Origin of the sequence: Marinobacter sp. ELB17, from assembly GCF_000169375.1 — a bacterium.
In the GTDB taxonomy this organism is placed as follows: Bacteria; Pseudomonadota; Gammaproteobacteria; order Pseudomonadales; family Oleiphilaceae; genus Marinobacter.
This window is the reverse complement of the sequence record NZ_AAXY01000003.1, coordinates 1-14,102: the sequence shown is the minus strand read 5'-3', so window position 1 is coordinate 14,102 and position 14,102 is coordinate 1. Positions and strand designations below refer to the sequence as shown.

Annotated in this window: 14 protein-coding genes and 1 pseudogene; 6 read left to right on the top strand and 9 right to left on the bottom strand. The window is 53.3% G+C overall.

Annotation, left to right across the window (positions count from 1 at the left end; all coding sequences use genetic code 11):
- Positions 1 to 168: 168 nt before the first annotated feature.
- The 3 genes from MELB17_RS04710 to MELB17_RS04700 all read left to right on the top strand — a co-directional run bounded on the left by MELB17_RS04710 (position 169) and on the right by MELB17_RS04700 (position 2,435).
- Complete coding sequence (locus tag MELB17_RS04710) at positions 169 to 1,083, top strand: AEC family transporter (protein WP_007348992.1); 915 nt, start codon at positions 169 to 171, stop codon at positions 1,081 to 1,083.
- Positions 1,084 to 1,093: 10 nt separating this feature from the next.
- The gene (locus MELB17_RS04705) at positions 1,094 to 1,858 is read left to right on the top strand and encodes a sulfite exporter TauE/SafE family protein (RefSeq protein ID WP_007348991.1); all 765 of its coding nucleotides are present in this window, start codon (positions 1,094 to 1,096) and stop codon (positions 1,856 to 1,858) included.
- A 61-nt stretch (positions 1,859 to 1,919) separates the two neighbouring features.
- Entirely contained in the window at positions 1,920 to 2,435 is a 516-nt protein-coding gene (locus MELB17_RS04700; RefSeq protein WP_007348990.1) for a CIA30 family protein, read from the top strand.
- Positions 2,436 to 2,446: 11 nt separating this feature from the next.
- Here the strand turns inward: MELB17_RS04700 and MELB17_RS04695 are convergent, their stop codons facing one another.
- From MELB17_RS04695 to MELB17_RS04675, 5 genes are all read right to left on the bottom strand, one after another.
- Positions 2,447 to 3,469 carry a PQQ-dependent sugar dehydrogenase gene (locus tag MELB17_RS04695; protein ID WP_227498800.1) on the bottom strand — a complete coding sequence of 341 codons (1,023 nt, stop codon included), beginning with the start codon at positions 3,467 to 3,469 and terminating at the stop codon, positions 2,447 to 2,449.
- Positions 3,470 to 3,604: 135 nt separating this feature from the next.
- Entirely contained in the window at positions 3,605 to 4,051 is a 447-nt protein-coding gene (locus MELB17_RS04690; RefSeq protein ID WP_007348988.1) for a YaiI/YqxD family protein, read from the bottom strand.
- A 484-nt stretch (positions 4,052 to 4,535) separates the two neighbouring features.
- Positions 4,536 to 5,858 (bottom strand): HD-GYP domain-containing protein, encoded by a 1,323-nt coding sequence (locus MELB17_RS04685; protein ID WP_007348987.1) that lies wholly within the window; start codon positions 5,856 to 5,858, stop codon positions 4,536 to 4,538.
- A gap of 161 nt (positions 5,859 to 6,019) precedes the next feature.
- On the bottom strand, positions 6,020 to 6,328 hold the full coding sequence (locus tag MELB17_RS04680) for a diguanylate cyclase domain-containing protein (protein WP_007348986.1): 309 nt from the start codon (positions 6,326 to 6,328) through the stop codon (positions 6,020 to 6,022).
- Positions 6,329 to 6,345: 17 nt separating this feature from the next.
- Positions 6,346 to 6,600 (bottom strand): hypothetical protein, encoded by a 255-nt coding sequence (locus MELB17_RS04675; RefSeq protein WP_007348985.1) that lies wholly within the window; start codon positions 6,598 to 6,600, stop codon positions 6,346 to 6,348.
- Between the two features lie 360 nt (positions 6,601 to 6,960).
- Between MELB17_RS04675 and MELB17_RS04670 the strand changes: the two genes are divergently transcribed.
- From MELB17_RS04670 to MELB17_RS23150, 3 genes are all read left to right on the top strand, one after another.
- Positions 6,961 to 7,899 carry a spermidine/putrescine ABC transporter substrate-binding protein gene (locus MELB17_RS04670; protein ID WP_227498799.1) on the top strand — a complete coding sequence of 313 codons (939 nt, stop codon included), beginning with the start codon at positions 6,961 to 6,963 and terminating at the stop codon, positions 7,897 to 7,899.
- 161 nt (positions 7,900 to 8,060) lie between these two features.
- Positions 8,061 to 9,011, top strand: a complete 951-nt coding sequence (locus MELB17_RS04665) for a spermidine/putrescine ABC transporter substrate-binding protein (protein ID WP_227498798.1) — start codon at positions 8,061 to 8,063, stop codon at positions 9,009 to 9,011.
- Between the two features lie 3 nt (positions 9,012 to 9,014).
- Positions 9,015 to 11,501 (top strand): EAL domain-containing protein, encoded by a 2,487-nt coding sequence (locus MELB17_RS23150; RefSeq protein WP_007348982.1) that lies wholly within the window; start codon positions 9,015 to 9,017, stop codon positions 11,499 to 11,501.
- A 192-nt stretch (positions 11,502 to 11,693) separates the two neighbouring features.
- On the opposite strand, the gene MELB17_RS04655 is transcribed toward MELB17_RS23150, so the two are convergent.
- The 4 genes and pseudogenes from MELB17_RS04655 to MELB17_RS04640 form a co-directional block, all read right to left on the bottom strand.
- On the bottom strand, positions 11,694 to 11,897 hold the full coding sequence (locus MELB17_RS04655) for a hypothetical protein (RefSeq protein WP_007348981.1): 204 nt from the start codon (positions 11,895 to 11,897) through the stop codon (positions 11,694 to 11,696).
- A 223-nt stretch (positions 11,898 to 12,120) separates the two neighbouring features.
- Positions 12,121 to 12,519, bottom strand: a complete 399-nt coding sequence (locus MELB17_RS04650; RefSeq protein ID WP_007348980.1) for an aminotransferase class III-fold pyridoxal phosphate-dependent enzyme — start codon at positions 12,517 to 12,519, stop codon at positions 12,121 to 12,123.
- A 63-nt stretch (positions 12,520 to 12,582) separates the two neighbouring features.
- Positions 12,583 to 13,812: pseudogene (locus MELB17_RS04645) on the bottom strand (NAD-dependent succinate-semialdehyde dehydrogenase); the annotation flags it as partial.
- 12 nt (positions 13,813 to 13,824) lie between these two features.
- Positions 13,825 to 14,102, bottom strand: a 278-nt coding sequence (locus MELB17_RS04640) for a CoA transferase (RefSeq protein WP_007348978.1), incomplete at its 5' end; no start/stop codon positions are given.

The window sequence follows — 14,102 nt, the reverse complement described above, 5'->3', positions numbered from 1 at the left end:
TTGATGACTTTCCCCTGAAAAACGAAAGCCTGTTAGTAACGGCTATCCTCTGTTGTAGCGCACATCTTGATAACAGTCTGATTCAATAGCCTTGAAAGGTACCGGTTGTTCTGTCTGTAAATCTATAGCAAGCTTTGCATTGGTTTTTTCATTTTTCAGGGCTGGGCAATGAACGTTTTTTTCAATGCATTGGTGCCGGTTGTTCTGCTGATTACCCTGGGGCACCTTTTTCGCCGCTGGAATTTCCCCGGGCCTGAATTCTGGCCCCAGGCAGAACGCTTTACCTATTACGTTCTGTTTCCCGCCATGCTCGTGTACAAGTTGGGGCAGGCGCACATGGCGCCGTCGGTTTACGCCGATGTTGCCGTGCTGGTTGGTGCAACACTGGCATCCATGACTCTGATACTGGCCATTATCCAGCGCTTCTGGCGCTGGAGTGGCCCGGTGTTCTCGTCGGTGTTTCAAGGCGCCACCCGCTTCAATTCCTACGTCGCACTGGCGGCGGGGGGTATGCTGCTGGGCGATGAGGGCCTGGCGCTGACCGCCATCGTGATGGCTATTATGGTGCCCATGCTGAATCTGCTGTGCATCGTTATGTTTTCGCTGACGACTGCTGGCCAGCGGATACAGCTTCTGCCCGTGCTGCGGATGATCATTACCAACCCATTGATTGTCGGGTCGCTACTGGGTATCACCTGGGGTTACTTCGAGCTGGGCTTTCATCCGCTGTTGGCAGGCACCCTGGGGCCACTGAGCAGCCTGGCCTTGCCTATGGGCCTGATGACGGTGGGTGCTGGCCTGCAACTGAACGTGTTGCGCGGCGCTTCGATGCCGTTTGTGATGTCGTCAATTCTTAAGTTACTGGTGATGCCTGTGATTGCCGCGGGCATCGGCTATGTTCTGGGCTTTGAACTCTTGCTGGTGCAGGTCATGATTCTGCTGGCAGCCTTGCCCACAGCCACCTCGGCTTATATTCTTGCGCGCCAGCTAGGCGGTGATGCACCGCTGATGGCCGGTATCATCAGCGGGCAAACACTGTTGGCGGTGCTGTCCATTCCGCTGGTTCTTAGTTTCCTCTGGTAGGGCAAAGTTCGTGCTCCTCAGCTTATCCAACGCGCTTCCAGACTCCGGGTTCAGCGCTTTTTTGCTTTTATTGGTGTGTTTTGTCGCCGGTATGGTGCGCGGTTTTTCCGGATTCGGTTCGGTCATGATCATGGCACCGGTGTTCAGTGCGCTGTATGGCCCGGTAATCGCCGTACCAGTCGTGGTGCTGACGGATCTGATGATTTCGTTACCGCTGGTTCGCAGCGTCTATAAAGATGCCCTTGCAGCAACGGTGCGGCAAATGCTGTTGGCCGCGATTTTTGGCAGCCTGGCCGGTTTTGCTCTGATGCGTATGTTGCCCGGTGATACGCTGGCGACACTGGTAGCCATCACTGTATTGGTGTTCGTGGGGCTAATGGCCCTGCAGAGCCGGCTAAAAGCGGCACCCACTGCCGCCACTGCACGGCAGAATTATCTGGCGGGCAGTTTGTCTGGTTTGTTTGGCAGTATCAGCGGAATGAGCGGGCCACCTGCGGTGTTGTTGATGCTGCGTACGTCAGCGCCGGCGTTTACGGTGCGTGCGACCCTGATTGTGTATTTCATGCTGATTGATAGCGTGCTGGTGGCCTTGTATACGGTGCAACAGGGCCGGGTTGAAATGGCGTGGTTGTCGCTCTCTGCTATCGCGTTGATACCGATGATGTTCGGAGCATGGTTGGGTAGCCGTTTGTTTCATCTGGCTTCCGAGCAGTTGTTTCGCAAGCTGACGCTGGGCTTGATTGCCTGCTCAGCGCTTACTGCTCTTTTTCTGTGACTCTGGCTGATATGCATGTATGTTTTGCGTTTTAGTGATCTTTTTAAAGGAGCACAAACCAGTGAATACAAAAGCGGACTGTGGTTACACCTTGGTGGATTTTTCTGTGACCTCACCCGCGCCTGAGTGGTACGCCTTTAATGACGGCGTCATGGGTGGCGAATCTCGCGGTGGACCAGCAATTGTGGCTGGCCAGCTGGTTTTTTCCGGACAGATATCGCTGGAGAACAACGGTGGTTTTTCGTCGGTGAAAAGCAGTGGCCACCAGTTTGACGTGAGTGCCTTTCATTCGTTGCGACTGCGGGTGAAAGGCGATGGCCGCCGTTACCAGCTTAGGCTGTACACCGACGCCCGTTTTGACCAATCACCCATTGCTTACACCGCCGAGTTCCCGACACTCGCAGGCGAGTGGACAGAGTCGGTCATAGCGATTTCCCAGCTGAGTCCGCGTTTTCGTGGCCGCGCGCTTTCCGGCCCACCTCTGGATGTTGAACGTGTAGAAGCCATTGGCTTGCTACTGGGTGACAAGCGCGCGGGTGAGTTCGAGTTGCGGGTAGAGTGGATCAGGGCGGAATAAGCCCGCCCACACTATTGTGTGGGCGCCATACGGTAAAGCTTGCCTTGGCGGGCATCGCTCAGCAGCCACAAAGCGCCATCAGGGCCAAACCGAACATCACGGAGGCGTTCGTTCAGGTCGGTCAGTAAGTCTTCCTCCGCAATCACTTTGTCATTTCCGTTTGTCCCTAGTCGTACCAGTTTGCGCAGTTTCAATGCGCCCACAAACACATCACCCTGCCATTGTGGAAACAGCTCGCCGCTGTAAAGCACCATACCTGACGGTGCGATGGACGGGTCCCAATAGTGCAACGGCTGGGCCATGCCTTCTTTATGGGTATCCGAAGTGATCGGTAGCCCCGAATAACCGATGCCGTAGGTGATTTCTGGCCAGCCGTAATTAGTGCCGGCGGAAAGGATATTCACTTCATCGCCGCCGCGGGGGCCGTGTTCGTGGGTCCAGATTTCGCCGGTCTGTGGGTGAACGGTCATACCCTGAATATTGCGGTTGCCCCAGGTGTAGAACGTGTCACGGATAGCCGGGCTTCCCAAACCTGGATTGCCCGGTGCAGGTTCGCCGTCGATGGTAATGCGGTGTACACCGCCGGCGTCATCGCGGGTGTCTTGAGCACGATCTTTGTCACCGCGATCACCCACGGCGATGTACAGATAGCCGCTGCTGTCAAAAGCCATGCGCCCGCCAAAGTGGCGTGTGCCGTTCGAGCGAGGCAAGGCTTCGAAGATGACCTTAAGGGTTTTGAGTTCGTTATTGTCCAGTACAGCGCGTGCCACCCGGGTGGTCATGCCCTCTGACGAGTCATGAGCGTAGCTAAGAAACAGGGTGTTGTTGCTGGCAAAGTCCGGGTGCAGTATGACGTCAAATAACCCGCCCTGGCCGGATGCGGCCACCTCGGGCACACCATGAATAGCCTTCGCCGCCAACGAGCTGTTCTGGATTATTCGTAATCTTCCGGGCCGCTCGGTGACCAGAGCCGAGCCGTCTGGCAGAAACGCCAGGCATCCAGGGATGCTCCAGCCCTTCTGCAATGGTTTCAAGCTGAAAGGGGCCTGCGTTAGACGGGAAGGTCTGGCCGAACGCGAGTGGCAGGCTTCCGACCAGTAAGACAAAACTGATAACGGCTCGCTGTAAAACTCGCATAGAAGTCTCCTGTTTACTTTTTCGACCAGCAACTACCGATTACGTTGCAGCCAGCGGTCTAGTTTGTCCGCAAATTCTTTGCGGTCGCTCTGGCCGAAAGGTGCCGGGCCGCCCGTAACCTGGCCGGCGTTGCGCATCTCTTCCATAAAATTACGCATCGCCAGGCGTTGGCGAATATTCTCCTTGGTGAATGCCTGGCCTCTGGGGTTGAAGACATCTGCCCCCTTTTCAATGGCTTCTGCGGCCAGGGGGATATCTTGTGTGATCACCAAATCCCCGGCCTTGAGCTGATCCATAATTTCATTGTCTGCCACGTCAAATCCCTGCATCACTTGGCGGGTGTGAATAAACGGACCCGGTGGCAATGGAACAACGTGGTTGGCAATAAACGTGGCATGTACCTTCCAGCGCGCTGCCGCGCGGCAGATAATGTCGCGAATGGGCACCGGGCAGGCATCGGCATCAACCCAGATGGACATGGCAGGCTCCTGAGTGTGTGAACGTTATGTGTGAGTGGTTCAGAATCTAGCTTGGCAGATCGCCAAATTTATTCTAATCCGGGGCCGATCTATTTGCAGGAAAATAAATCTGGTCTGGGTTTTCGTTTTAAAAACGGTGTGGTTGCAGGAACGTCTGCGTCAGCTGACAGTCTTATATGGCTACAGGTGACTGAACACTGGCGCTTATCAGTGTGGGCAGCAGTTTACGTGCATCGGTAATCTGTGCCATTACATCAATAGTTATCATTGGGGCTTATTGCCATGGTTGATATGAATAAACTTTCGGAATCGTTTCTTGGTAGCGGCGCGTCTTCAGTTGCCACCGCCGCTGGTTGCAGAGCTGGATAACCAAGTGAGCGCATTAAAGGTGTAGGGTGAAAGTACGTTTACAGCGGCACCCGGCTTTCGCTAAGAGGCAGACAGGGGGTGCGACCTGAAACCAAAACATGCTCGAACCTGGGATTTAATAGTTAAGTACCAGCCCGTTTTCAATAAAACGCTGAATGAACACACCGAAGGCGCCATCTGGCAATTCTTTGGAGATGGTGAACAGTTCGCCGCTGTCGGTTTTCGGGTGAAGGTCTAAATCCAGCGTCGCGTATTTTGGTATACGTTTTTTGTCGGCCGTTCTGACCAGTATAATCCGCGGTTTGCGCCGGTTTTTGGGGTTGCTGGTGAGTACAATGGCGATTTCGCCGGTTTTCAGTTCTACGATGGAGCCGGGCGGGTAAATGCCGATCATCAGGATGAACTCCATAGCAAGCTCCGAATCAAACTGCGTACCGCGCAACCGGTGAATAGTTTCGAGCGCGCTCATGGATGAACGGGCGCTATCATAAGCCCGGTTGCTGGTGATAGCATCGTAGGTGTCAGCGATGGCTACGATTTTCGCGTTATAGGGGATCTGATAATCCACCAGGCCGCGAGGGTAGCCGCGGCCATCCAGACGTTCATGGTGGTTATAGGCAACATCGATTGTGGCATGAACCACTTTTGGTAGCGCCATTAACATGTCGCGCCCCCAGTTAGCGTGGTTCTGCATTATGCAGTACTCCTGGGGTGTCAGCCCGCCTGACTTTTGAAGAATTTCCAGGGGTATTTTTGTTTTGCCAATGTCGTGTAACAAACCGCACAGTCCGAGCGTACGGATCTCCTCTTCTAGCAACCCTAGGCGCTTGCCAAACGCCGCAGACAGAATCGACACGTTCAAACTGTGCTCTGCGGTGTAGTCATCCTTCTGCTTTAATTTAATCAGCAACAGCAGGGCATCGTTGTTTCTCAGAATACTGTCAACGCAGTTATTCACCACCTCGCGCGCACGATTGATATCAAGAGCTCGCCCTACTCGCAAGCCGGCCATGATGCCGGCGGCAACGGATTTTGCTTCAGCGTAGTGATTGGTGACTGTGCGAATTTCGGTATTTACATCCACCTTGTTGATGTAGGTAGCGCGCCTGGCGCTGCGCTGGGCGTTCGGGTGTGGTTTTTTTCCTGATTTTTTGGTGGTGCCGGTGTTCCCGGAATTCGTTGAGAACCGCTGGAAATAGGCTGTATCGGGCTTATCCAAAGGGGCTTGAGGAATCTTGTCAAATTCACGTTTCACCTTACCTTCGATAACTACCTTGCGGCACTGTGTCTGGAGGGCGTCGATCTCGTCACGACTTTGAATAATGAATCCCTGAAAGAGAAAATCGGTATCCTCCCAGACGCAATCAAGACGAATAACGCGCATGCCCAGCCGAAGCTCAGAGACGTCAATCTCAAGTTCTACGGTTTCGTCGCGCATCAAAAAAACCCCATATTTTATGTATTCATATAATTGCACACGTCGCTTTGTGGCGATAGAGCGCAAGGCTGGCAATCATGGGCTCGGTAAAAGTGAGCCGGTTTTACGGCTTACTCTATGTCGCCGTATTGACCGGTAAGAGGTCTGGCAGCTTCTTCAATTCAGCCAAAGGCATTGGTCGGGCAAAAAGGTACCCTTGCAAGATATCGCAGTGCCTGCTCCCGGCTGGCAATAAAATCCGCTATTTCTATGCAGGCTTGCCGGAGAATCCAAAGGCCCAGGTGCACGATCTGGCCAGTTTGTTCGGCCAGCTGAATGACGTCGTTCCGGTAGGTGTAGCCGGGGACCAACAGGCCAAATTCATCTCCATTCAACCGGGCAACGGTCACCTTGGGCATGACCAGAGCGGTCAGGCGCTGGCCAATGGTCATGAGTATTTGGTCGCTCTGTCTTCTGCGCCAGCTGCTCATAACGGGTTTACTGTTTATCAGCGGCAACCTTGGTCTGGAATACACAACAATTGGATATAAAACTCGCCACCGCCGAGCGAGGCATCCCGATAGTCCAGCCCGCCGTTGGCTTCAGCGGTGACTTTTTTGGCGGTCACAGTGCCTTCTGAAACAGCCTGGTTATCTGCCCATACCTTGGCTTCGGCATAGTTGCCCGCCTGAGCGATGCCGGTGGTCAGTGCGCCAGAAATAAGGGCGGCCATCAGTGCGGTGGTTTGTACTTGCTTTTTCATTGCGTACTCCTAACGGTTGTTTGTGCCCACCCAGTTGGAACCTTGTCAGGATGTGCTACTGACAGCTACGGGCCGGCATTGGCGAAGTTTCAGGAGACGCTGATTTTTTCAGATCGTGTGGGTTACTATGGCTGATAATGGTTCCATAGGTTCAACGGCGGAATGTCGCCAATTGTGGCTGAAGACAAACTTAGAATATTGTCTGAAATGAGTTGACGACAGTATTGTCGCCCGTGATTGATGGGGAAGGTTATGTGTTTTCGTAAGGCTAAAGTGATCACATTTTTTTTGCTCTTTACCGCTGTTTTTGCGCAAGCGGCAGAATCGAAGAAACTGGTGTTCCTTAACTGGCCAAATTATATGGATCCGGAAATTATCGCGGAATTCGAACAGCTCACAGGTATCACGGTAAAGCAAAGCTATTTCGATTCCGATACTGCCAGGGACCAACTTCTGCTCGAGACCGAGGGGAAAGGCTTCGATGTGGCGCTCATCAATGGCGCCTCAATCAGAATTCTGGCGAAACGCGGTTGGCTCGAGCGCCTTGATGAGTCGAGTGTCCCTAATCTGAAGCACATTGATCCACGTCGGCGCATCGAATTTGAAAAAGCCGAAGATTTTGGCGTGCCCTATTTCTGGGGTACGATTGGGATTGTTTATCGTCAGGATCTGGTTCCCTTCGCGGTTTCAAGCTGGATGGACCTGTTACAGCCGGTAGAGGAACTGCACGGTAAAATCAGCATGATTGGCGATAGAGCGGATATGATCGGCGTTGCCCTCAAGGCTTTGGGTTACTCGCTTAACAGCACCAACGAGGATGAGATGAAAGAGGCCGAGGCGCTGTTGGAAGCACAGGCTCCGGCGGTTAACACCTACCGCTATCTTTCCCTGAACGAAGATTCCGCGTTGTTAACCGGCCAGGTTGTCATGAGCATGATGTACAACGGCGATACCCGGATGTTGCAGGAATATAACGACAATATTGCTTTTGTACTTCCCAAAGAGGGCGGCAATATCTGGACCGACTATCTGAGCGTTCTTAGCGCCTCCCACCGAAAGGCTGAAGCCAAACGGTTCATCAATTTTCTCAATGAGCCGGAGATAGCCGCGCGGCTTGCGCAGTACGTTTACTATGCGACTCCTAATCTGGCTGCTGAAGCATTGCTGCCGGTGGATTTCAGGAATGATCCTGTCATCTACCCGAGTGGCGAGGCACTGGAAAACTCGGAAGTCTATCGTCGCTTGCCACCTCGGGCTCATAAAAATCGCGCGGCCATTTTCTCGCGGATTGTCTACTGACCGCCGAACCCTCATCTTATTGGCCTGTTATTATGAATAAAAACAAAGCCTGCATGAGCAAATACAAGGCCTTGTGCTTGGCGCTTACTTTGATTGTGCTCAGCTGTCCGCTGCAGGCGTCAGAGCTAACGGAACTGTTATTCCTTAATTGGTCGGATTATATGGATCCGCAGATTCTGGAGGAGTTCAAGCAACGCACCGGCGTTGCGGTGAAACAAACCTATTTCGAGTCTGATGCCGATCGGGATGAACTTCTGCTTGGAACGGGGGGTAGAGGCTTTGATCTGGCCATTATCGACGGCACCTCGATTCGGATTCTGGCAAAACGTGGCTGGCTTGAACCTATTGATGAAACGGATATTCCCAACCTGGCACATATTGATCCGCGCTGGCGCACTGTCCACGAGGAGGCCGAAGTATACAGCGTGCCTTACTTCTGGGGAACGCTGGGCATAGCCTACCGCCAGGACCTGGTAGCTTTTCCGGTTACAAGCTGGATGGATTTGTTGCAGCCCGCCGAGGAACTGCATGGCAGGGTGGCGATGATCAGCGGCACCAGAGACCTGATTGGCGTGGCACTGAAGGCATTGGGTTATTCGCTCAACAGCACCGACATACAAGAGCTCAAGGAAGCCGAGGCGCTACTCCAGGCGCAGGCGCCGGCCGTTAAAACCTACAAAACCGTTTCCCGGGATGCAAATTCCGCTTTGGTGAATGGCCAGGTCGCCATGAGCATGATGTATAACTCCTATGCCTTGATGGTCCAGGAACACCATGACGAGATTGCGTTTGTCCTCCCGAAGGAGGGCAGTAATATCTGGGTCGATTACATAAGTGTTCTCAGTGCCTCTGCCAATAAGGCCGCCGCCAAACAGTTCATCAATTTTCTCAACGAGCCGGAGATCGCTGCGCGGCTGGCGCAGTTCGTCTATTCTGCCACGCCGAATCTGGCCGCCGAAGCATTGCTTCCGGCTGAGTTCAAGAGCGATCCGGTCATCTACCCGAACGATAAGGCGCTGGAAAAGTCGGAAACCAATCAACGCTTGCCTGTCCGAACGCAAAAAATTCGTGCAGAGATTTTTTCGCGCCTCGTTAACTGGACCTGGTACTAGCACATGCGTCTTCACGCCAAGGTACTATTGGTTGTTGTACCCCTAGCGGTTATTCCTCTGTTGATATTAGGGTGGCTCGCCTACGATCAGCTGCGTTCAACGGCGGTAGAGCGCAGTTCGATCCAGATGACAACATTAATGGATCAAATGGCGCGCAATTTCCAGATGCATCAGGACGTTGCCAAAGCGAACGCCAAACTGTTTGCCGATGCCTCGCTGATGCGCGCTTACGCGCTGACGGAAGACGAGGAAGAGCGGTATGTACTGATGCTGCCTTCGTTGTTGAAGTTGTTCTCCAGCTATCTGCGCGCCTATCCCGATTACACCGAGATCCGCTTCCTGCTACCCGATGGCTATGAAGACGCTCGTACCACCCTGATACCGATACCCAATATCACCGAAGAAGAGGGCGAGACACCGTTCTTTCAAGAACTCAGCCGGTTCAAGGGCGATGCATTTGTTCAGGTTTCCACTCCTCCTGACAGTTATACGGTATCGCTACAGGTCGCGCGGCCCGTTCGTCTGATCGACTTGGCTACTCAAGACCCGCTAAACGGCAAGCCGGCGCTGCGAGGTTATCTGGTAGTCACCATGGGGCTGGGTTTCATGGCGGAGCAGATGGCCGGCAGCCGGATGGGTGAAAATGGCCATACGTTAATCGTCAATTCAGACGGCAAAATTCTTTTCCATCATGACCCCTCCCAGCTGGGCCAGACCATATCGGCGCCACTGTTGAAGAAGGCTTTAGGGACAGGGAAAGGCGAGGAGCTTGTACCTACGCTCTATCAAGAGGCGGACAGTCTGTTAGCGACCCGGCGCTTGCACGAGGGCCTGCTGCTGATCGGCATACTGCCGAAGGAAGAGCTGCTCGAAGAAAGCCAGCGGCTGGGTAATAGTGTTGGCTGGATCGTACTTGGCACCATAGTGCTGTTGATTTTTGCGCTGTTGATTTCCATGAATGTTCTTATGGTTCGCCCATTAAAACAGTTGATGGGCGCCGTTCGCGAGATCGGGCGTGGAAACCTGGCACCCACGATTGCGTTATCGACCAGCGACGAGCTGGGCAAGTTGGGGTTGAGTTTTCAAGAGATGGCCGGCAACCTGGAAAAATCACGCGTCAGAGTCGAGCGTTTGGCCTATCACGACAGCCTGACCGGCTTGCCTAATCGATTTCGCGCTCATGAGACCTTGCGCTGCATGATCTCTCTAGCCCACCGCGAGAGCCGCAGGATGGCCGTATTGTTCCTTGATCTGGACAACTTCAAGCGAGTTAACGACACCTTGGGGCACCAAGTGGGCGATCAACTCCTCATGGAAATGGCAATCCGTCTTCAAGTCGTTCTGCGGGCGGAAGATGTTATCCACCAGGAAGTCTCTCAAAATACGTTGGATGTGCTCGCTCGTCTGGGCGGCGACGAGTTTGTTGTTTTGCTATCGAACGTTAGCAGCTCCCGGGATGCGGCTAAGGTTGCCTCGCGTATTTTGGATATCATGAAGCTGCCGTTTTATTTTAATGAGAATGAAATATACAGCGGTTGCAGTATCGGGATTTCGCTGTTTCCCAGTGACGGTAGTGATGTGGATGACCTGATAAAGCGCGCCGATGCCGCCATGTACCAGGCCAAGTCACAGGGGCGTAACAATTTTCAGTTTTATTCTGCGTCCTACAACCTTGCGGCGCTCGAACACATATCGCTGGAAGGCAGGCTGAGGCGTGCATTAAAAAACAACGAGCTGGTACTTTATTATCAGCCGCTGGTACAGGCCAGAACAGGCAAAATTGTTGGGCTTGAGGCCCTGCTACGCTGGAATGATCCGCTTGACGGCATTATTCCGCCCGACAGGTTTATTCCTGTCGCCGAGGAGAGCGGTTTAATCCTGCCGCTGGGTGAGTGGGTTCTGCGTGAGGCGGGGCGTCAATTGAGCACATGGCATGCCGCGGGGTTCACCGACGCGTGTGTTTCCGTCAATGTCTCCGCGATACAGTTACAGCGCCAAGACCTTGTCACGATTGTTGACCAGGTATTGAAGGATAACGGGCTTCGCCCTTGGCAGCTGGAGCTCGAAATTACAGAAACCGCTCTGATGAGAATTCGGCCGGAAGTCATCGGCGATTTGAACGCAATGCGTCGAAAAGGTGTCACTATTTCACTGGACGATTTTGGTACTGGTTACTCTTCTTTGAGCCTTTTGCAGGAGTTGCCCATAGGCAAACTCAAAATCGATAAAAGCTTCGTGCGAGACATGCTGGTAGACCCGAAAGATGCAGCCATCGTTTCGGCTGTTCTGTTTATTGCTAAAAGTCTGGGGTTACAGTCAACCGCTGAGGGTGTCGAAACGCCCGAGCAAGCGGCTCGCCTGGCGGAGGAAGGGTGTGATCAACTTCAGGGCTACCTGCTGTGCCGGCCGTTGCCAGTAGCGGAGATGACGGAGTTTTTGAAGAGTAGAAAAAACATTGAAATCCCCCAAGCCACACTGAAGACGTATTGATATTCGTTTGCACATAAAAAATGGGAGGACACTATTTCTAAAATAGTAACCTCGTCTTCAAGGCAGATTCAACGGCTTGAGCGGGAGTCCGGCGAAATCGCCGGTGTGCTCGAGGTAATTCAGTAAATTGCAGGTTAGCGCAATGAGCGCGTTTCGCTTGGCGTTCGATGAGCTGATGCGTAGGTAATACGTTTAGGCTTCGCTTTTTTCCAATTCGCGCCTGTTGTCCCTGGCGGTAAAGGCCCAACCAACGGCGGCCAGTAACATCAAGCCTGTGATGATTGGCGAGACATCACCGAAGCTGACCACTGCGCCAATGACAGAAGCTACGGACAGCAGCGCCGAGATCTTCCAGGAGTAAACACTGGTGCCACTCCCTCTTTCAGACATGCTCATGTTTTGCCTCCGAGAAAAGTCCCTACTATAGCCGGTTCGCAGCCATTAAGGGCAGCTCTTTGGCATAACGAGCTATGTCGATTTCTAATCGTTCCCTGAACAATCAATAGAAGGAATCAGTGAAAGCGACATTTATCCGTCGTCATAACGAAAACCGGCCATCACTGAAAAGATGTGATAGCCGGATAGTTAACGCTGGAATGGCTTGTATAGGTGCGAGAGCTTAAGCCGCAAGCTCCGCAAGACATGCCTCGACGATTGCCAGGCCTTCGTCTAGCACCTCTTCTTCAACGGTGACCGGCATCAGGAAACGAAGTGTGTTGCCGTAAAAACCACAAGCAATCAGAATCAATCCCTTCGCGCGCGCCAGCCTGCACATGGCCGCCTCAGCGACTCTGACGTACCCGGCATAGGGAATTACGGTCTGACAGGTGTACATCAGGCGTGCCACCTGAGCCTGAGCCGCCGCCATAACTTTCGGGTGGCAATGGCCAATGTTTAATACCCCGATACCCCCGGCAAAGTTGATGATGCGATTGCCACCCACATTCCAAATTACGGCATTCTCTGTACGATCCGCAAACTGTGTAGCGGCGCTGGCGACGCCGTTGGCAACATACATCTGTTTTAATTCGCACTAAAGCGCGTTATTTATCAAATTTTCCCTATCAGTTGAGAGTAATGCTTAGAGGCCGCCCACGCACACGTATTTCAGTTCAGTAAACTCGTCTAATCCGTGGCGGGAACCTTCACGGCCGAGTCCTGACTCTTTCACCCCGCCAAAAGGCGCCAGCTCCGTTGACAGAATACCTTCATTCACGGCCACCATGCCGTACTCCAGTCCTTCCATAACGTGCCAGATACGCCGGTAATCTTTTGCGTAAAAGTAAGCGGCCAGGCCAGAGTTTGTGGCATTCGCCATAGCGATGGCCTGTTCGTCGGTGTCAAAGCGGAATATCGGTGCTAACGGACCGAAGGTCTCTTCTTGGGCCACGCGCATGTCACCTGTGGCATCTGCAATGATGCTTGGCTCAAAGAAGGTGCCGCCCAAGGCATGGGCTTTGCCACCGCATATTAATCGCCCGCCTTTTTCCAGTGCATCAGCAATATGTGCTTTGACTTTCTCAACCGCGGCCTGGTTGATCAGCGGTCCTTGCACGACACCTGCGTCCAAACCATTGCCAACTTTTAGCTGTTTGACGCGTGCTGCGAGCTTCTCGACGAAGGCGTCATAAACGCCGGACTGAACCAGAAAACGGTTGGTACAGACGCAAGTCTGCCCGGAATTTCTGTACTTTGAAGCAATGGCACCTTCTATAGCAGCATCAAGATCGGCATCATCAAACACGATAAAAGGGGCATTTCCACCCAATTCCATAGACGCTTTTTTAACGGTACCCGCGCACTGGGCGAGTAACTTTTTGCCGACCGCCGTGGAGCCTGTGAACGAAAATTTGCGTACGCGGGGATCGGTGGTCAACACATCGCCCACGGCAGCCGGCTGGCTGGCCGTGATCACGTTAATGACGCCGGCAGGAAGCCCGGCAAGTTCCGCTAAACGAACAAGCGCCAAAGCTGTCAGGGGTGTCGCTTCTGCGGGTTTGATCACGACTGTGCAGCCTGCGGCTAACGCCGGAGCGCATTTGCGGGTAATCATTGCCAGCGGGAAGTTCCAGGGCGTTACCGCCGCTACAACGCCGATTGATTCGCGAAACACCAGAATACGCTTATCAACACCGTGGCTTTGCAAGGTTTCGCCGGCCATACGCTTTGCTTCTTCAGCGTAGAATTCTACGAAGGAGGCCCCGTAGGCAACCTCACCCCGTGACTCCGCAATTGGCTTGCCTTGCTCCAAGGTCATCAGTCGGGCGAGGTCTTCCTGGTGAGCCATGATGGCTTCAAACCAAGCGCGTAAACGCTTTAGGGGCTAAACCACGCCCTTTGTTTTTAGCGCTTTTATCTCACTGGCGGACTTTTGCAGCACACGCTCAAGCACTGCGTTAGTGTCTTCCCCCAGCGCTGGCGGCGCTTTGTGGTATTCAATCGTCGTTTTCGAGTACTTGATCGGATTGGCCACCCCTTTCACCGGGCCATGAGCGGAATCGAGTGTTATCTGCATTCCGCGCGCCTGAACCTGCGGATCATCGAATACTTGAGCGATATCCTGAATCGGGCCGCAGGGTACGCCAATCTCGTTAAGAAGCA